Genomic DNA, 17,839 nt, shown 5'->3' with positions numbered 1-17,839 from the left:
GTCGGATGGTGTAGGGCCCGTTAAACCACTCGCGAAAATGCGATCGACCAGCCTCTTCCTTCATCCCGAAATTTCGATATATTGGATGGATGACTGATATATCGAACGACATCACGTCCACGATCGGCAGGCGGATACGCTCCGAGCGTGATTTGCGGGGATGGTCGCTGGCCGAGTTGGCCGAGCGGTCCGACGTTTCCAAAGCGATGCTGAGCGCCATGGAGCGCGGCATGACAAGTCCGACCGCGGCGCTCCTCGTGCGCATTGCGTCGGCTTTCGGCTTGACGCTCTCGACGCTGATTGCCCGCGCCGAAATGCAGGGCGGCAGTGTGTCCCGCAAGGACGAGCAGCCGGTCTGGCAGGATCCGGCGACCGGCTATGTGCGACGCCATCTGTCGCCGGCAACGCAAATGCCGCTCGAACTGATCCGGGTCAGCCTTCCGGCAGGCGCCAAGGTCGAATTCCCCGCAGCGTCCTATGCCTTCATCAAGCAGCAGATCTGGCTGATCGGCGGCCGCCTGGACTTCACCGAAGGCAATGTCGTGCACAGGCTGGAGCCGGGCGACTGCCTGGCGCTCGGAGCCCCGTCGGACTGCACCTTCCACGCTCCGGGACCGGAAGCCGCCGAGTATCTGGTGGCGCTGGTCCGGGGCTGATCGCATGGCACGCCGGCCTGAACGGTCCCACAATGGCGGGCCGCCTCTCGACGACTACGAAGGTCCGCCTTGGGGCAAGGGCGACCCCTACATCTTTCTTCACTGGCGCACCGCCCACGAGAAAGCCTGGAAGGCGCCGAGCCACGCCGTCATGCTGATGCGGCTGGAAAAGGCCGAGCGGCTTGGGCTCACCTATGAGGAATACACGCTCGAGATCCTGGAGCGCGGGCGGCACCTCAGCGAGGACGATGCCGAACGTATCGCGGAAATCCGAAGGGCGCGCCGCCGAAGACGGAGCAGTCATTTCGCATGACCGCGGCTCGAACCTCATCACCTGGAGACCACCGACATGAACCCGCCTGAAATCAGGGCGCTGAACGACGACGCAAAAACCAGCGGGATGCTCGCCGACCTGCTGATCGAGACAGTCGCCGCCGGCGGATCGGTGAGCTTCATGCATCCCTTGTCCCCCGATGCAGCCCACGAGTTCTGGCGCAAATCGCTCGCTGCCGCGGCGCGCGGGGAACGGGCGCTGCTGGGCGCATGGGATGGCGAGGCGCTTGTCGGCACCGTCACGCTGCTTCTCGACTGCCCGCCCAACCAACCGCACCGCGCCGAGATCGCCAAGTTGATGACCCGCCTTGACTCTCGCGGCAAAGGTATTGCCACCAGCCTTATGCGGGCCGCCGAGGAACTGGCGGTGAAGAAAGGGCGCACCCTGCTGGTGTTGGACACAGCAAGCGAAGAGGGGGCAGCCGACCTTTACGAAAGACTCGGCTTCTCGCTGACCGGCGAGATTCCGAACTATGCGCTGAAACCGCATGGTGGGCTCACCGGCACGCTCATCTATTGGAAGCGGATAGGGGAGCCGGCCCGGGCGCTATCCTGAAATGCTGGCGAGACGCGACAAAAGCCAGCGGCGAAAATCCTGTTCGGCGCCGGACAGCCGCGATGACGATGGCCGCGTCAGGAAGTGACCCGATGGGCTCGAAAGCTCGAACTCGGACAGGCGCGCAGCCGCTTCGAAACTGCGTAGCCAGTCGAGCGGAGGCATGGGATCGGCAGCTTTTCCAGTCATTAGGTTTTTGGCGGCATTGGCCGAAAAACAGTAACTTGAATTATGCCTTTGGCAAAGACAGCATGCAATCGGTACCGCGGCGACGGCCCGAAGGAGTTTCAGAAACATGCTGACGAGAGCAACCCTTGTCGACGAAGGACGGACGATCGCGCTTGGCTGGGACGATGGAACACGCAGCCGATTCCATGCCATGTGGCTGCGCGACAACGCGCTGGACGACAGGACCCGCAGCTCCGGCAACGGCCAGCGGCTGATCACCATCCTGGACATTCCGGCCGAGACACGGATCGGAGAGGCCTCGATCAAGGGCGAGGCGCTGGTGGTCACGTTCGTGCCTGAAGACAAGACCGTCAGCTTTCCCGCAAGCTGGCTTCGTGGCCATACTTACGACCGTGAAGAAAATCGGCAGCCCGGCTGGACCGGCAGCGACATTCGGCGGTGGACCAAGGCCACGATGCAGAGTTCGGTGCCGCGCGCGGCCTATAGTGAGGCGCGGCACGACAGGAATGTTCTGCGGCAATGGCTGACGGCGGTACGGAGCTTTGGCTTTGCCGTCATGGACGGTCTGCCGGCCGAATCCGGGGCATTGTGCAGTGTGGCCGATCTCTTCGGATATATCAGGGAGACCAATTACGGGCGCTGGTTCGAGGTGCGCGCCGAGGTCAATCCGAACAATCTTGCCTACACCAATCTCGGCCTGCAGGCGCATACCGACAATCCCTACCGCGACCCGGTGCCGACGCTGCAGATCCTGGCCTGCATCGAGAATACGGTGGAAGGCGGCGAATCCAGCGTCGTCGACGGATTCGCGGTGGCGGCCGCGCTGCAGGCCGAGAATTCGGACGGCTTCCGGTTGCTTTCCTCCTATCCGGCGCGCTTCGAATATGCCGGCTCATCGGGCGTGCGGCTGCAGTCCAAGCGCCCGATGATTGAGCTCGGACCGGATGGCGAGCTCATCTGCGTGCGCTTCAACAACCGTTCGCTGGCGCCGACCATCGACGTGCCGTTCGCCGAAATGGACGCATATTACGCTGCCTATCGCCGGTTCGCCGAACTGATCGAGGATCCGGCCTTCGAGGTGACCTTCAAGCTCGAGGCGGGCCAGTCGTTCATCGTCGACAACACGCGCGTCATGCATGCGCGCAAGGCCTTTTCCGGCAGCGGCACGCGCTGGCTGCAGGGCTGCTACGCCGACAAGGACGGCCTGCTGTCCACGCTGGCGGCAATCGAACACGATGTCAGAGAGGCGGCCGAATGAAATCGAATGAACTGAACACCGGCAACATCGTCGAGTTCATCGCCGACATTTTCGAGCGTCGCGGCGCGGAATCCTATCTCGGCGAGCCGGTCACCATGTCCGAGCATATGCTGCAGGGCGCGTGGCTAGCCGAGCAGGATGGCGCGCCGGAGGAGCTTGTGGCTGCGGCGCTGCTGCACGACATCGGCCACTACACCAGCGAGTTCGGCACCTATTCGCCCGACGACGTCGAGGACAAGCACCACGACGAGGCGGGTGGCGAGGTGCTGGCGCCGTTCTTTCCGCCGGTCATCGTCGAATGCGTCAGGCTGCATGTTGCGGCCAAGCGTTATCTCTGCGCCACCGATCCCTCCTATTTCGGCAAGCTGTCGCCGGCCTCGGTCCATACGCTGTCGCTGCAGGGCGGGCCGATGAGCGCGGAGGAGGTGGCGGAGTTCCGCAGCAATCCATTCCATCAGGAAGCCGTGCGTGTGCGCATCTGGGACGAGGGTGGCAAGGTCGCCAACATGAAGACGCGCGCCTTTCGCGACTACGTGCCGCTGCTGGAGCGGGTGGTGAAAAAGTTCGCGACCCAAAGCGCGACGTGATCACCGGCGCCGCCCCACCCGGCACACTTGCCGACAATAGTGCGCCGCCGAAGACTAGAGATGTTTTCTCGGCAACATCATGAGTCTCGACATACCCGGCAAAATGCGTTGGCGGCAGCCAGGCAAGGGGTGTGGTGCTGGCGGCCTGAACAATCCGCGCCGCTGAACAATGGGACCGACAGATTGCCCGTTGACAGCGGCGCGGAACCGACCTTATTGTCCGCGCCCATGAAAACAGCACTCATTCTCGTAGGCTGGCGCGTGGGCAAGGCGGTGTAACCGCCAGGCGAAAACCTCCCATGCGCATCCCACAGGCTCCCTCGGGGGCCTTTTTTATTGCCCAAAACCCAACTAGACGACCAGCAAATCGCCAGATGGCGAACAGTACGGGACCAGACCGATGAGCAACGGACATAACGAGCGGCGCGAAATGACGGGCGCCGAAATGGTGGTGCAGGCGCTGAAGGACAACGGCGTCAAGCATGTCTTCGGCTATCCGGGCGGCGCGGTCCTTCCGATCTATGACGAGATCTTCCAGCAGGATGAGGTCGAGCACATTCTGGTCAGGCACGAGCAGGGTGCCGGCCATGCCGCCGAAGGCTATGCGCGTTCGACGGGCAAGGCCGGCGTGCTGCTGGTCACGTCCGGCCCCGGGGCAACCAATGCGGTGACGCCGCTGCAGGACGCGCTGATGGATTCCATTCCGCTGGTCTGTCTCACCGGTCAGGTGCCGACTTCGCTGATCGGCTCCGACGCCTTCCAGGAATGCGACACCGTCGGCATCACGCGCCCCTGCACCAAGCACAATTGGCTGGTGAAAGACGTCAACGAGTTGGCCGCCACCATCCATGAAGCCTTCCATGTCGCGACCACCGGCCGCCCCGGCCCGGTCGTGGTCGACATTCCGAAGGACGTGCAGTTCGCCAAGGGCATCTACGTGCCGCCGCAGACGGCGCCGCGCACCAGCTATCAGCCGAAGGTCCAGGGCGATCTGGAGAAGGTGAAGGCCGCCGTCGAATTGATGGCCGGCGCGAAGAGGCCGATCATCTACAGCGGCGGCGGCGTCATCAATTCAGGTCCGGAAGCCAGCCATCTGCTGCGCGAGCTGGTCGACCTCACCGGCTTTCCGATCACCTCGACGCTGATGGGCCTCGGTGCCTATCCGGCTTCGGGCAAGAACTGGATCGGCATGCTCGGCATGCATGGCACCTACGAAGCCAACATGGCCATGCATGATTGCGACGTGATGATCTGCATCGGCGCGCGCTTCGACGACCGCATCACCGGCCGGCTGACCGCGTTCTCGCCGAACTCGAAGAAGATCCATATCGACATCGATCCGTCCTCGATCAACAAGAACGTCCATGCCGACGTGCCGATCCTGGGCGATGTCGGCCGCGTGCTGGAGGATCTGGTGCGGCTGTGGCGGGCGACCGCCAAGGCCGACAAGAAGGCGCTCTATCCATGGTGGGAGCAGATCGCGAAATGGCGCGCGCGGGACTCGCTCGCCTATAGGATGAACAACGACGTGATCATGCCGCAATATGCGATCCAGCGGCTCTATGCACTGACCAAGGATATGGACACCTACATCACCACCGAAGTCGGCCAGCACCAGATGTGGGCGGCGCAGCACTATCACTTCGACAAGCCCAACCGCTGGATGACCTCGGGCGGCCTGGGCACGATGGGATATGGCCTGCCGGCGGCGCTCGGCGTGCAGATCGCACATCCGAATGCGCTGGTCATCGACATCGCCGGCGACGCTTCGGTGCAGATGACGATGCAGGAGATGAGCTCGGCCGTGCAGTACGAAGCGCCGATCAAGATCTTCATCCTCAACAACCAATATATGGGCATGGTGCGCCAGTGGCAGCAGCTGCTGCACGGCAACCGGCTGTCGCATTCCTACACCGAGGCGATGCCGGATTTCGTCAAGCTGGCGGACGCCTATGGCGGCCATGGCATACGCTGCGACAAGCCGGACGAGTTGGATGACGCGATCCGCGAGATGATCTCGGTGAGGAAGCCGGTGCTGTTCGACTGCCGCGTGGCGACTCTTGCCAACTGCTTCCCGATGATCCCGTCCGGCAAGGCGCATAACGAGATGCTCCTGCCTGACGAGGCGACCGACGAGGCGGTGGCCAACGCCATCGACGCCAAGGGCAGGGAACTGGTGTAGCGGCAGGCAGCGTCTGCGGCGGAAGCCGTGTGGAAACAGAGAATTAGCGCCAAAGTTTGAAATCGAGATTCACGTCATGAACGCACAGCTCCAGCCGACCGGCTCCGCCTACTTCATCGCCAAGGAAACCGAAAAGCCGGAAACGCACACGCTTTCCGTGCTGGTCGACAACGAGCCGGGCGTGCTTGCCCGCGTCATCGGCTTGTTCTCGGGGCGCGGCTACAACATCGAAAGCCTTACGGTGTCCGAGACCGAGCACGAGAAGCATTTGTCGCGCATCACCATCGTGACGCGCGGCACGCCGCATGTGCTGGAGCAGATCAAGCACCAGCTCGAGCGGATCGTGCCAGTGCACCGCGTGGTCGATCTCACCGTGCGCTCGCACGAGCTCGGCCAGGAGCGGCCGCTGGAGCGCGAGCTTGCGCTCGTCAAGGTCGCCGGCACCGGCGACGCCCGCGTCGAGGCGCTGCGGCTGGCCGATGCCTTCCGCGCGTCGGTCATCGACGCCAACACCGAGCATTTCATCTTCGAAATCACCGGCAAGGGTTCCAAGCTCGACCAGTTCATTGCCATCATGAAGCCGCTCGGCCTGGTCGAGATCTGCCGCACCGGTGTCGCAGCCATGAACCGCGGCCCGCAGGGGATGTAGCCGCGCCACCACCGCTCCGACTGCTTCAACTTCTCCTCGCTTGCCCGGCGGTCGACCCGTCCGTGGCTTTTGCGCACCTGTCGAAAAAGGACAATATAGCTGACCTATCCGGAGAGGATATGATGTCCGTCAACGCGTTCCTTGCACTCCTGGTCTATGCCTTCGTGACGTCGATCACGCCAGGACCGAACAATCTCATGCTGCTGGCCTCTGGCGTCAATTTCGGCATCCTCAGAACGGTTCCGCATATGCTCGGCATCAGCATCGGTTTTCTGGTTCTGCTGCTCGCCGTCGGCTTCGGACTCGGCGCGGTGCTGACAGCGTTTCCGGTGCTGCATACGGCGCTGAAAATCGCCGGCGCCGCCTATTTGCTCTACCTTGCCTGGAAGATCGGCATGTCGCGCTCGATGGGTGGCAAGGGCGGGGCGGAGGCGCGGCCGATGCGCTTCATCGATGCCGCCGCGTTCCAATGGGTCAATCCGAAGGCGTGGGTGATGGCGATCACTGCCATGGCCGTCTACACCAATCCGGATCATCCGTTCGTCTCGGTGGCGCTGATTTCGATCGCCTTCACCATCGTCAACCTGCCCAGCGTTTCGGTGTGGGCCGGGTTCGGCACCGCGCTGCGCGGCTTCCTTTCGGATCCCGTGCGGCTGAAATGGTTCAACATAGGAATGGGTCTGCTGCTCGCAGCGACGCTCTGGCCGATGCTGCGTTAAGGGATCGCCACGGCACGTTAGCCGGCTGCACAACAATTGTGCAGTGCATATTAAATCTTCGTAATCCCGCGTTTTGGCCCTTTTCCGCCAAAGCCTTGTCCTATCTATTCGGCGAAATTCGCGGCAACGGTCGTGAATGAGCTGAGAATAGACCACCGGTTTCGGCGTGTCGGATAGAGGGCCAGTTGTCGATGCGCGGAAAAATCGCCTTTACAGTCGTTGCTCTGGCCTGCCTTGCAGGTGTCGGCCTTTACCTGTCGCCCGCCACGATGGGCAGGGTGCAGCAGCTGATCTCCGGCCAGCAGGCCGACGCAGCCGGCGCCGACACGACCAAGGCGTCTGGCAGCCAGAAGGGCGGCGCTGGCGGCGCGCGTTCCGCCTCGATCGTTTCGGCAACTGCGACGACCGCAGATTTTCCGATCCGCCGCTACGCCATCGGCTTCGTCTCCTCGCCATCGGTGGTCAGCGTGAATGCCCGTGTCTCCAGCCAGATCGTGTCGATCGCGGTGAAGGACGGGCAAATGGTCAAGGCCGGCGACCTTCTCTTCTCGCTCGATGACCGCGCGCTGAAGGCGCAGCTTGCCAAGGACCAGGCGACGCTGGTCAAGGACCAGGCCCTGCTGGTGAGCGCTACAGCGGATCTTCAGCGCGCCAAGGACCTTGTCGCCAAGCAGGCTGGCACGCAGCAGACTTACGACCAGGCACTGGCGGCGCAGAAGGCCGCGGCCGCCACCATCGATGCAGACAAGGCGACGATCGACGCCGATACGGTCCAGTTAAGCTACGCGACCATCAGCGCGCCCATCTCAGGCAGGCTGGGGGCGGTCAATGTCTCGGTCGGGGATCTCGTCACCACCAGCAACGGCTCAAGCACCACGACGCCGCTTGTGACCATCACACAGATGGACCCGCTGCAGGTGAATTTCACTCTGCCGGAAAGCAACCTTGCTTTATTGCACAAGGCGTTGGCGAGCCCACAGCAAGGCGACGTGACGCTGACCAAGGACGGCGATCCGACGCCGATCGGCAAGGGCACGCTCGATTTCGTCGATTCCAGCGTCGACACCGCCTCCGGCACCATCGCCACGCGGGCGAGCATACCGAACTCCGATCTTTCGCTTTGGCCGGGGCAGTATGTGAACGTCATCCTTGATGCCGGCACGATGCCGCAAATGACCTCGGTGCCGACGGTCGCGGTGCAGCCGAGCCAGAAAGGTCCCTTCGTCTATGTGGTCAAGCCGGACAACACGGTCGAGATGCGGCCGGTGCAGGTGGCGCTGACGGAGGGCGATAACAGCGCCATCAGCCAAGGCCTCAAGGGCGGCGAGAAAGTGGTGGTCGAAGGCCAGACAAGGCTAAAGGACGGCGCGACGGTGCACGAAGGCAAGACAGCGAGCAACAGTGGGGATCAAAATTCGCCTAAGGTCGCACAAGCCGACAAGGCCGGCGAGGCCCGCCCATGATTTCCGAATTCTGCATACGAAAGCCCGTCGCCACGCTGCTGATGTCGTTCGCCCTCGTGCTGGGCGGACTGTTCGCTTACAAGTTCCTGCCGGTTGCCGCGCTGCCCAGCGCGGAGTTCCCGGTGGTGAATGTCTCGGCCCAACTGGCCGGCGCTTCGCCGGAGACCATGGCGACCTCGGTCGCGACGCCGCTGATCAAGCAGTTCGCAACCATTGCCGGCATCGATTCTATTTCGACCACCAACTCGCTGGGCCAGACCTCGATCGCCATCCAGTTCGTGCTCAACCGCGACATCGACGCGGCTGCCGCGGACGTTCAGGCAGCCATTGCGCGCACGCAAAAATCGCTGCCGCCGCAAATGACGGCGCCGCCAAGCTATCGCAAGGTCAATCCGGCCGATGCGCCGATTCTTCTGATGTCGCTGGTCAGCGACACCGTTCCACTCACCGACCTCGACGCCTTCGCCGAAAACGTCATCTCGCCCTCGCTGTCGACCATCGATGGCGTTGCGCAGGTTTCGATCTACGGACAGCAAAAATATGCGGTGCGCATCCAGATCGATCCGACCGCGCTCGCCGCGCGCGGCATCTCGATCGACCAGTTGCAGACGGCCGTGGCCTCGGCCAACAGCAACACGCCGCTCGGCGTCCTGCAGAACGACAAGCAGCAACTGACGATCACGGCCAACACTCAGTTGATGAACGCCGCCGATTTTTCCAACATTATCATCGCCACCAAGAATGGCCATCCGGTGCGGCTGGGCGAGGTCACGCGCGTCATCGACTCGGTCGAAACCACGACGACGGCGAGTTGGTATGACGGCACGCGCGCCATTATCATGGCCGTGCAGCGCCAGCCTGACGCCAATACGGTCGACGTCGTCGACAAGGTCAAGGCGATGCTGCCGTCTTTCCAGGACCAGATGCCGGCTGCCGCGAGCATCAAACTGCTCAACGACCGATCCACCTCGATCCGCCAGGCCGTCGACGACGTGCAGTTCACGCTGCTCCTGACCATCGCGTTGGTGGTGATGGTGATCTTCGTGTTCCTGCGCCGCGTCACGGCAACGATCATCCCGGCGGTGGCCGTGCCGATTTCGCTGATCGCCACACTCGGCGCGATGTTCCTGTTCGGCTTCTCGATCGACAACATATCTCTGATGGGTCTGACGCTGGCCGTCGGCCTCGTCGTCGACGACGCGATCGTCATGCTCGAAAACATCTTCCGCCACATGGAGGAGGACGGGCTGTCGGCTTTCGACGCCGCGCTCAAGGGCGCGCGTGAGATCGGCTTCACCATCATATCGATTTCGATTTCGCTGGTGGCGGTGTTCATCCCCGTGCTTCTGATGGGCGGCGTCATCGGTCGCATCTTCAACGAATTCGCCGTCGTGGTGACGGTCGCCATCCTGGCGTCGATGTTCGTGTCGCTGACCCTGACGCCGATGCTGTGCTCGCGGCTCTTGTCGGTGACCAAGGCCGATCGCGACGCGCATGCCGACGGTCACAGACATGATCTCATCACGCGTGGCTATGACTGGATCCTGAGCTTCTGTCTGCGCCACACCTTCCTGGTGTTCCTGGTCTTCGTCGGCACCGCGGCGGCCTCTGTCTGGCTGATCCAGGTTTCGCCGAAGGGCTTCTTCCCGCAAGAAGACATAGGCCAGATCTCGGTAACCACCATCGCACGCCAGGACATCTCCTTCGACGCGATGACGAAGCTGCAGAGCCAGGTTGCCGACGTCTTCTCGCATTCGCCTTACGTCGATCACGTCGCCTGGTCGGTGGGCAGCGGCAACAATGCGCTCAATCAGGGACAGTTGTTCGTGCAACTGAAGGACAAGGACAGGCGTCCCGACATAGAGAAGGTGCTTTCCGATTTGAGGCGGCAGCTGTCCGGCGTCGCCGGCATCGAAACCTATATGCAACCGGTGCAGAACCTCAGGCTCGGCTCGCGGTCCTCGGCCAGCGCCTATCAGCTGGTCGTCCAAGGCCTCGATAACGGCGCGACGGACGCCTGGGCGCAGAAATTGAACGACGCCATGGCCGCCGATCATAAATTCTTCACCGACGTCACAAGTGATTTGCAGAACAACGCGCTGCAGGCGTCGCTGGTCGTCGATCGCGACAAGGCCGCGCAGCTCGGCATCGACACGGACACGCTGCGCTCCGCCCTCTATGGCGGCTTCGGCACCGATCAGGTTTCAACCATTTTCGGCTCGGCCGACAGTTACGAGGTCATCACCGAGCTCGATCCGAAGATCGAGTGGTCGCCGGAGCGCATGCTGGCCATTCAGGTGAGAACGGCGAGCGGCAGCCTCGTTCCTCTCGGTGCCTTCGCCCGGGTCGATCGCACGGCCGGCGTCTTGACGGTCAACCAGCTTGGCCAGCTGCCGGCGGTGACGATCTCGTACAACCTGCCGCAGGGTGTCTCGCTCGGCGACACGGTGACCCGCATCAACCAGCTCAAGGACCAGATCGGCATGCCGCAGGCGATCGGCACCACCTTCGCCGGCACCGCCAAGACGTTCCAGGATTCGCTTGCCAACCAAGGGCTGCTGATCGGGGGCGCGATTCTCACGATCTACATTGTGCTCGGCATGCTCTACGAGAGCTTCATCCATCCGCTGACCATTCTGACGGGCCTGCCATCGGCGGTACTGGGCGCGGTGGTTGCATTGCGGCTCTTCGGCATGGACCTGTCGGTCATAGCCGTGATCGGCATCCTGATGCTGATCGGCATCGTCAAGAAAAACGGCATCATGATGATCGACGTGGCGCTGGAGTTGAGGCGCGAGGGCATGTCGGCGCTGGACTCTATCCACAAAGCCTGCCTGATGCGTTTCCGGCCGATCATGATGACGACGCTGGCGGCCTTGATGGGCACGTTCCCGATCGCGCTCGGCACCGGCGCCAGCGCCGAGCTGCGCCAGCCGCTCGGCGTTGCGGTGGTCGGCGGCCTGCTCGCATCCCAGGCGCTGACCCTGTTCGTCACGCCGGTCATCTATGTCTATTTCGAGCATTTCTCCGGCTGGCTGCTCAGCTTCTCCTCGAAGAAGAGCCGGCCGGAGTTGCATGCGGTCGAGCCGGTCGAGCAGCCCTCGCTCTTCGACCCCGGAGAAAATGCCGAGCCGAAAAAATTGGCCGCCGAATAGGCGGCCCGGCTCTGGCCCAAGGTGCCGAGCTTGCGGGGGCGTGCGCACGATCGTAACCTTGCGCCATGTCCCATGATCACGACCACGACAACGAGCTCGATCCGTTTGCGGCGCGCGTGCGCGCATTGGAAACGATCCTTACCGAGAAGGGCCTGATCGATCCGGCGGCCATCGACGTCATCGTCGATACATACGAGACGAAAATCGGCCCACGCAACGGCGCCAGGGTGGTGGCGAAGGCCTGGAACGATCCGGCCTATGCCGAATGGCTGAAGCGCGACGCGACGGCAGCAATTGCCTCGCTCGGCTATACCGGGCGTCAGGGCGAGCACATGCAGGCGGTGTTCAACACGCATGAGACGCACAACCTCGTCGTCTGCACGCTCTGCTCCTGCTATCCGTGGTCCGTGCTCGGCCTGCCGCCGGTCTGGTACAAGGCGCCGCCCTATCGTTCGCGGGCTGTTATCGATCCGCGTGGCGTTTTGGAAGAATTCGGGCTAACCTTGCCCGCGGGCAGGAAAATCCGGGTCTGGGATTCGACGGCCGAGCTTCGCTATCTGGTGGTGCCGATGCGGCCGAAAGGCACCGAGGGCTGGAGCGAGGAGCAACTCGCCGGCCTGGTCAGTCGCGATTCGATGATCGGCACGGCGCTGGCGAAGGAGCCGGCATGAACGGGCCGCAAGATCTCGGCGGCCAGATGGGGTTCGGGCCGGTCGCGCCCGAGACGGACGAGCCTTACTTCCATGCTGCCTGGGAGCGGCGGGCGCTTGGGGTCACGCTCACTGCCGGCGCCATGGGTGCCTGGAACATCGACGAGAGCCGGCATGCGCGAGAGTCTCTGCATCCCGCCGATTATTATTCGTCGAGCTATTACCAGATCTGGATCCAGGCGCTTGAGGTACTCCTGAAGCGCCATGGCTTCGTGACGGAACGCGACCTTGCCGCCGGCAAGGCTGTCGATCCGGCGTCGACACCCAAACGCGTGCTGAAGGCTGCCGATGTGCCTGCCGTGCTCGCCAAGGGTGGGCCTTGCGACCGTCCCGTGGCTGCGCCGGCGCGCTTCCAGGCGGGCGACCGCGTGCGGACGAAGAATTTCAGTCCGACCGGCCATACGCGCCTGCCGCGCTACGCGCGCGGCAAGAACGGAAGGATCGAGGCCGTTCGCGACGGCTTCGTGTTCCCGGACAGCAACGCGCATGGCAAGGGCGAGAACCCGCAATGGGTCTATACCGTGGTTTTCGACGGCGCCGAGATCTGGGGCGAGGGCGCCGACCCGACGCTTGAGGTCTCGATCGATGCCTGGGAGAGCTACCTTGAGCCGGCATGAGACCGAACTGCCGGGCGGCTTCGACGATCCGGTGTTCGCCGAACCGTGGCAGGCGGAGGCTTTCGCCATCACGGTCGCGCTGCACGACAGCGGCTTGTTTTCGTGGAACGAATGGGCGGACGCCCTGTCCGCCGAAGTGAAGAAGCCGGACGCCGCGAGGGACGGCCACGACTATTACGAGCACTGGCTGTCGGCGCTGGAAAAATTGCTGGCGACCAAGGGCGTCGCCGTCAAGCACGAGATCGATGCGCTCGCGGCCGCCTGGGAGCGTGCCGCGCACGCCACGCCGCACGGCAAGCCGATCCTGCTGGAGAATGATCCCGGAGCCCGCCGGTAGCCCGGACTCAAGCTGCGTTCCCTTTACGTTCTTGTTTGCGCCTGATAGCGTGCCGAGCTGATAATGAATGAGACCGTCGCCGACGACGCCGGTGATGGCACGCAACCTTGTGTTTCGCTCGCGAATCCGGTCTGTCGAACTGATGGAATTCTCTCCCCAACAGGACGAGGCTTTGAAGGCGGTCGGCCGCTGGCTGAAGGACGGGCGGCCGCAGATCTTCCGCCTGTTCGGCTATGCCGGCACCGGCAAAACGACGCTTGCGCGCTATTTCGCCGAGCACGTCGACGGGCAGGTGCAATTCGCGGCCTTCACCGGCAAGGCTGCCCAGGTGCTGCGCTCCAAGGGAGCGACCAACGCCCGCACCATCCATTCGCTGATCTACAGGCCGAAGGGCGAGGAATCGGTCGAGGACCAGGTGACCGGCAAGACGTCGATGTCGCCGACCTTTTCACTCAACCGGCAAAGTCCGATCGCGCGCGCCAAGCTCGTCGTCATCGACGAATGTTCGATGGTCGACGAGCAACTCGGCCGCGACCTGCAGAGCTTCGGCACGCCGATCCTAGTGCTCGGCGATCCGGCGCAGTTGCCGCCGATCTCCGGCGGCGGCTTCTTCACCGAGCATGAGCCGGATGTGCTGCTCACCGAGATCCATCGCCAGGCGCGCGACAACCCGATCATCCGGCTGGCGCTCGACGTGCGCGAAGGCCGCGAGTTCATGCATGGCGACTACGGCACGGCGCAGGTGATCGGCAGGGAAGGGGTCACGCAGGATCTGGTGATGAAAGCCGATCAGGTGCTGGTCGGCACCAACCGCACGCGGCGGCGCTACAACCAGCGCCTGCGCGAACTGAAGGGCTTTTCCGCCGATTATCCGCAGGCCGGCGACAAGCTGGTTTGCCTGCGCAACGATCCGGCCAAGGGGCTGCTCAACGGATCGCTGTGGAAAGTGATGACCTCGTCGCGCGAGACGGTGAAGCCTGGCATCAACCTGCTGGTCTCGCCGGAGGAGGACGATCCCGACCGCGGCGTTGCCAAGATCAAGCTGCTCAAGGCGGCGTTCGAGGATCCGGATGCCGAGATTCCATGGCAGCAGAAGAAGCGATTCGACGATTTCGACTACGGCTATGCGCTGACCGCGCACAAGGCGCAGGGCTCGCAGTGGAATGACGTCGTGCTGTTTGACGAGAGCTGGGCCTTCAAGGAGACCCGGCAACGCTGGCTCTACACGGCCATCACGCGTGCGGCCGAGCGGCTGACGATCGTGCGATAGAGCGGTTCACCGGGTCAGGAAACGGTAAACCCCTCCAGCTCGTTGTTTTGGCGCAATTCCGAACGGAAAGCCGTCACACCTTTCATGGAATTGCTCCAGTCCGCTTATTCTGCCGGCCTCGCATCGAGCCATTGCCAGGCCGCGGCTTCGTCGTCACTGGTGAAATGCCGGAATTCGAACGGCAGAACCTTCGGAAAGAAGTCGCCGACAAGCGATGCCCAGCGCGGTTCGCCGATAGCTGCGCAACGGACGACATGCTCCAGCGCGTCGGCCACACCTTGCTGCAGCGTTTCTTGCGCGATGTTGGCCCAATCGACGCTCTCCTCGTCACTCAGCCGCACTAGCACGTCGATCCTCGGGTGCAGGGCATAGGCAGCTTCCAGAAGGCCGAACAGGTTTTCCGCATCCGCCGGCGAGACATCGCCGACGACGTCGATGGCAAAAAGCGCGTCACGGTTGGTTTCAATGCGGCGTATCGCCGGCACCGCCTCGAGGAAATTCACTGGCAGATCCTTGTGTTGGCAATCACCTAGTCCTCTGGAACACCGGAAACCCACTATCTGTTCCCTGCAAAGGCGCTATAGATGCCCGCCAAAACCAAGCTGGATGCCAATTCATGCCTGCAAAGCTTTCGGTCAACCTCAACGCTGTCGCCATGCTGCGCAACCGACGCGATCTGCCGTGGCCGAGCGTCACGGGGTTGGGGCGCATCGCTCTTGCCGCCGGCGCGCATGGGTTGACTGTCCATCCACGTCCCGATGAGCGGCATACGAGACATTCCGACCTGCCGGAGATCAGGGCGCTGATCGACGATGAGTTCCCAAAGACGGAATTCAACATCGAGGGCTACCCGACAGAGGATTTCCTGGTGCTTGTCGAGAAGAACCAGCCGGAGCAGGTGACGCTGGTGCCCGACGATCCGGCGCAGGCGACGTCGGACCACGGCTGGAACTTCGTCGCGCAGGCCGCGTTCCTGACACCGATCGTCAAGCGGCTGAAGAAGGGCGGATTTCGCGTGTCGCTGTTTTCCGACGCCGATGCGGCCGGCGTGAATGCCGCGCGCGATACCGGTGCCGACGGGATCGAGCTCTATACCGGGCCCTATGGCGGTTACCATTCCGATTCCGCCAAGGCGGCCAAGGAATTGGAAAGACTGGGAAAAACCGCGGACGCGGCACTCGCGGCGGGGCTCCAGGTCAATGCCGGCCACGATTTGACCGTGAACAATCTGCCTGCACTGATCAAACGCATCCCCACATTGGCCGAAGTATCGATCGGACATGGGTTGACAGCGGATGCGCTGGAGTATGGCATGGCCGGCACGGTTGGGCGGTTCTTGAAGGCCTGCGGATGGTAGGGCGAGGAAGCCTTGCGTAGCTCCGGCGTGTTCCGCGCTTTGCGGCAGCGTCGGAGCGTGGCGAATCTGATGAAGTGGGGTTCATGGTGCTAGCCAACGCCAGCGAAACAGAATCCCTCGAACCTTCGGGCCATGCCGAGGCCGAGCGGCAGCACAGCACCAAGGTTCTGATGCTCGGTGCGCTCGGCGTCGTCTACGGCGATATCGGCACGAGCCCGATCTACGCCTTTCGAGAGGCTCTCCATGCTTCAGGGGGAGTGGTTGCCCGCAACGATGTGCTCGGCGTGCTGTCGCTGATCGTCTGGGCGCTCACCATCATCGTCACGATCAAATATGTCGCCTTCGTGCTGAGGGCCGACAATAAGGGCGAGGGCGGCACGCTGTCGCTGATGGCGCTGGCACGGAGCGCCTATCCGCAGGGCTCCAGCCTGATCCTGGTGATCGGCCTCTGCGGCGCGGCCCTCTTCTTCGGCGATTCGATCATCACGCCGGCGATCTCCGTGCTTTCGGCGGTTGAAGGCCTGGAAGTCATCACGCCGGCGCTCGATGCCTATGTCGTTCCGATCACGCTGGTGATTCTGGCGGTGCTTTTCGCCGTGCAGCGTTTCGGCACGGGCAAGGTGGCGGCAGTGTTTGGACCCATCACGGCGACATGGTTCGTGGCGATCGGCGTTGCCGGCCTCTATCACATCGTCGACGATTGGTCCGTCCTGTTGGCTATAAACCCCTACTATGCGGTCTATTACCTGGCCACCACGCCGACGGGCGCCTTCGTCACCGTCGGCGCGGTTTTCCTCGCGGTCACTGGCGCCGAGGCGCTCTATGTCGACCTTGGCCATTTCGGCCGCAAGCCAATCGTGCTGGCCTGGTTTTCCATCGTTTTCCCTTGCCTGCTCCTCAACTATTTCGGGCAGGGCGCCTTCGTGCTCTCGCACGGCGGCAAGCCGACCAACCCGTTCTTCCAGATGCTTCCCGAATGGGGGCTGATGCCGATGGTCGCCCTGGCAACGGCGGCGACGGTCATCGCCAGCCAGGCGGTGATCTCCGGCGCCTTCTCGCTGACCAGACAGGCGGTGCAGCTCAATCTTCTGCCGCGCATCGAGGTGCAGCACACATCCGAGATGCAAAGCGGCCAGATCTATATGCCGAGGGTCAATCTGCTGGTCGCGCTCGGCGTGATGCTTCTGGTCGTCGGTTTTGGCAGCTCGAGCGCGCTCGCCTCCGCCTATGGCATTTCGGTGACCGGTGAGATGCTGATGACGACGATCCTCTTGTTTGTCGTCATGCGCTGGCTCTGGAAATGGCAGCTGGCGCTCGCATTGGCGCTGGCGCTGCTCTTCGGCGTCATCGACCTCGGCTTCTTCTCGGCCAATGTCGTCAAGATGGTCGAAGGCGGTTGGGTGTCGATCACTGTCGCTTTGATCATGGGGCTGATCATGTGGACTTGGATTCGCGGCACCCGCTACCTATTCGACAAGACGCGCCGCAACGAAATCCCGCTCGACTTTCTGGCGGCGAACCTTTTGAAGAAAAAGCCGCAACTGGTGTCCGGCACCGCCGTGTTCCTGACCAGCGATCCGCTGAGCGCGCCGACGGCGCTCATGCACAGCCTGAAGCACTACAAGGTGCTGCACGAAAAGAATGTCATTCTTTCGGTGGTGACCGCACCGCAGCCGGTGGTGCCGGACAGCGAGCGGGTGAAGATGGAGACGGTCAACGAGCTGTTCATGCGGGTCACGCTGACCTTCGGCTACATGGAGCAGCCGAATATTCCGCGCGCGCTGGCGATCTGCCGCAAGCA

Annotated in this window: 17 protein-coding genes; 16 read left to right on the top strand and 1 reads right to left on the bottom strand. The window is 63.0% G+C overall.

The genetic code is table 11. The features are described 5' to 3' along the window. Positions 1-89: 89 nt before the first annotated feature. From CK224_RS26090 to CK224_RS26020, 14 genes are all read left to right on the top strand, one after another. Complete coding sequence (locus tag CK224_RS26090; protein ID WP_095783774.1) at positions 90-656, top strand: XRE family transcriptional regulator; 567 nt, start codon at positions 90-92, stop codon at positions 654-656. Between the two features lie 4 nt (positions 657-660). Then, a complete protein-coding gene (locus CK224_RS26085) occupies positions 661-969 on the top strand; it encodes a hypothetical protein (RefSeq protein ID WP_095783773.1) in 309 nt (102 codons plus the stop codon). Positions 970-1,005: 36 nt separating this feature from the next. Continuing rightward, a complete protein-coding gene (locus tag CK224_RS26080) occupies positions 1,006-1,545 on the top strand; it encodes a GNAT family N-acetyltransferase (RefSeq protein ID WP_095783772.1) in 540 nt (179 codons plus the stop codon). Positions 1,546-1,840: 295 nt separating this feature from the next. Beyond that, positions 1,841-2,992, top strand: a complete 1,152-nt coding sequence (locus CK224_RS26070) for a gamma-butyrobetaine dioxygenase (protein WP_095783771.1) — start codon at positions 1,841-1,843, stop codon at positions 2,990-2,992. Next, positions 2,989-3,579: an HD domain-containing protein gene (locus CK224_RS26065; RefSeq protein WP_095783770.1), complete on the top strand. Its 591-nt coding sequence runs from the start codon at positions 2,989-2,991 to the stop codon at positions 3,577-3,579. The genes CK224_RS26070 and CK224_RS26065 overlap by 4 nt, the downstream gene beginning before the upstream one ends. Positions 3,580-3,979: 400 nt before the next feature. Further along, positions 3,980-5,761 (top strand): acetolactate synthase 3 large subunit, encoded by a 1,782-nt coding sequence (locus tag CK224_RS26060; RefSeq protein WP_095783769.1) that lies wholly within the window; start codon positions 3,980-3,982, stop codon positions 5,759-5,761. A 76-nt stretch (positions 5,762-5,837) separates the two neighbouring features. Continuing rightward, positions 5,838-6,410: an acetolactate synthase small subunit gene (gene ilvN, locus CK224_RS26055; protein WP_059185300.1), complete on the top strand. Its 573-nt coding sequence runs from the start codon at positions 5,838-5,840 to the stop codon at positions 6,408-6,410. A 122-nt stretch (positions 6,411-6,532) separates the two neighbouring features. After that, positions 6,533-7,129: a LysE family translocator gene (locus tag CK224_RS26050; protein WP_095783856.1), complete on the top strand. Its 597-nt coding sequence runs from the start codon at positions 6,533-6,535 to the stop codon at positions 7,127-7,129. A gap of 191 nt (positions 7,130-7,320) precedes the next feature. Next, positions 7,321-8,592 (top strand): efflux RND transporter periplasmic adaptor subunit, encoded by a 1,272-nt coding sequence (locus tag CK224_RS26045; RefSeq protein ID WP_095783768.1) that lies wholly within the window; start codon positions 7,321-7,323, stop codon positions 8,590-8,592. Further along, on the top strand, positions 8,589-11,747 hold the full coding sequence (locus CK224_RS26040; RefSeq protein WP_095783767.1) for an efflux RND transporter permease subunit: 3,159 nt from the start codon (positions 8,589-8,591) through the stop codon (positions 11,745-11,747). Before CK224_RS26045 ends, CK224_RS26040 begins: the two co-directional genes overlap by 4 nt. Positions 11,748-11,812: 65 nt before the next feature. Beyond that, positions 11,813-12,418, top strand: coding sequence for a nitrile hydratase subunit alpha (gene nthA / locus CK224_RS26035; RefSeq protein ID WP_067323251.1), 606 nt, complete (start codon positions 11,813-11,815; stop codon positions 12,416-12,418). Next, positions 12,415-13,074 carry a nitrile hydratase subunit beta gene (nthB, locus tag CK224_RS26030; RefSeq protein ID WP_095783766.1) on the top strand — a complete coding sequence of 220 codons (660 nt, stop codon included), beginning with the start codon at positions 12,415-12,417 and terminating at the stop codon, positions 13,072-13,074. The genes nthA and nthB overlap by 4 nt, the downstream gene beginning before the upstream one ends. Further along, positions 13,061-13,411, top strand: a complete 351-nt coding sequence (locus tag CK224_RS26025) for a nitrile hydratase accessory protein (RefSeq protein ID WP_095783765.1) — start codon at positions 13,061-13,063, stop codon at positions 13,409-13,411. Before nthB ends, CK224_RS26025 begins: the two co-directional genes overlap by 14 nt. Positions 13,412-13,553: 142 nt before the next feature. Further along, the gene (locus CK224_RS26020) at positions 13,554-14,681 is read left to right on the top strand and encodes an ATP-dependent RecD-like DNA helicase (protein WP_095783855.1); all 1,128 of its coding nucleotides are present in this window, start codon (positions 13,554-13,556) and stop codon (positions 14,679-14,681) included. A 104-nt stretch (positions 14,682-14,785) separates the two neighbouring features. Here CK224_RS26020 and CK224_RS26015 read toward each other — a convergent pair whose 3' ends face one another. Next, entirely contained in the window at positions 14,786-15,184 is a 399-nt protein-coding gene (locus CK224_RS26015; protein WP_095783764.1) for an STAS/SEC14 domain-containing protein, read from the bottom strand. 113 nt (positions 15,185-15,297) lie between these two features. Between CK224_RS26015 and CK224_RS26010 the strand changes: the two genes are divergently transcribed. Together CK224_RS26010 and CK224_RS26005 are read left to right on the top strand one after the other, a co-directional pair. Beyond that, positions 15,298-16,038: a pyridoxine 5'-phosphate synthase gene (locus CK224_RS26010; protein WP_095783763.1), complete on the top strand. Its 741-nt coding sequence runs from the start codon at positions 15,298-15,300 to the stop codon at positions 16,036-16,038. Positions 16,039-16,121: 83 nt separating this feature from the next. After that, the coding region (locus CK224_RS26005; protein ID WP_095783762.1) for a potassium transporter Kup at positions 16,122-17,839 on the top strand (1,718 nt) is incomplete at its 3' end.

Origin of the sequence: Mesorhizobium sp. WSM3862, from assembly GCF_002294985.1 — a bacterium.
Lineage (GTDB): Bacteria > Pseudomonadota > Alphaproteobacteria > Rhizobiales > Rhizobiaceae > Mesorhizobium.
Note: the sequence above shows the minus strand (reverse complement) of the source record. Positions and strands in the feature narration are given on the sequence as shown.

Coding starts and splice junctions, on each gene's coding strand:
- CK224_RS26050 (WP_095783856.1), top strand. CDS start 6,533: ATGTCCGTCAACGCGTTCCTTGCACTCCTGGTCTATGCCTTCGTGACG.
- nthA (WP_067323251.1), top strand. CDS start 11,813: ATGTCCCATGATCACGACCACGACAACGAGCTCGATCCGTTTGCGGCG.
- CK224_RS26045 (WP_095783768.1), top strand. CDS start 7,321: ATGCGCGGAAAAATCGCCTTTACAGTCGTTGCTCTGGCCTGCCTTGCA.
- CK224_RS26060 (WP_095783769.1), top strand. CDS start 3,980: ATGAGCAACGGACATAACGAGCGGCGCGAAATGACGGGCGCCGAAATG.
- CK224_RS26010 (WP_095783763.1), top strand. CDS start 15,298: ATGCCTGCAAAGCTTTCGGTCAACCTCAACGCTGTCGCCATGCTGCGC.
- CK224_RS26070 (WP_095783771.1), top strand. CDS start 1,841: ATGCTGACGAGAGCAACCCTTGTCGACGAAGGACGGACGATCGCGCTT.
- CK224_RS26090 (WP_095783774.1), top strand. CDS start 90: ATGACTGATATATCGAACGACATCACGTCCACGATCGGCAGGCGGATA.
- CK224_RS26020 (WP_095783855.1), top strand. CDS start 13,554: ATGGAATTCTCTCCCCAACAGGACGAGGCTTTGAAGGCGGTCGGCCGC.
- CK224_RS26065 (WP_095783770.1), top strand. CDS start 2,989: ATGAAATCGAATGAACTGAACACCGGCAACATCGTCGAGTTCATCGCC.
- nthB (WP_095783766.1), top strand. CDS start 12,415: ATGAACGGGCCGCAAGATCTCGGCGGCCAGATGGGGTTCGGGCCGGTC.
- ilvN (WP_059185300.1), top strand. CDS start 5,838: ATGAACGCACAGCTCCAGCCGACCGGCTCCGCCTACTTCATCGCCAAG.
- CK224_RS26080 (WP_095783772.1), top strand. CDS start 1,006: ATGAACCCGCCTGAAATCAGGGCGCTGAACGACGACGCAAAAACCAGC.
- CK224_RS26085 (WP_095783773.1), top strand. CDS start 661: ATGGCACGCCGGCCTGAACGGTCCCACAATGGCGGGCCGCCTCTCGAC.
- CK224_RS26040 (WP_095783767.1), top strand. CDS start 8,589: ATGATTTCCGAATTCTGCATACGAAAGCCCGTCGCCACGCTGCTGATG.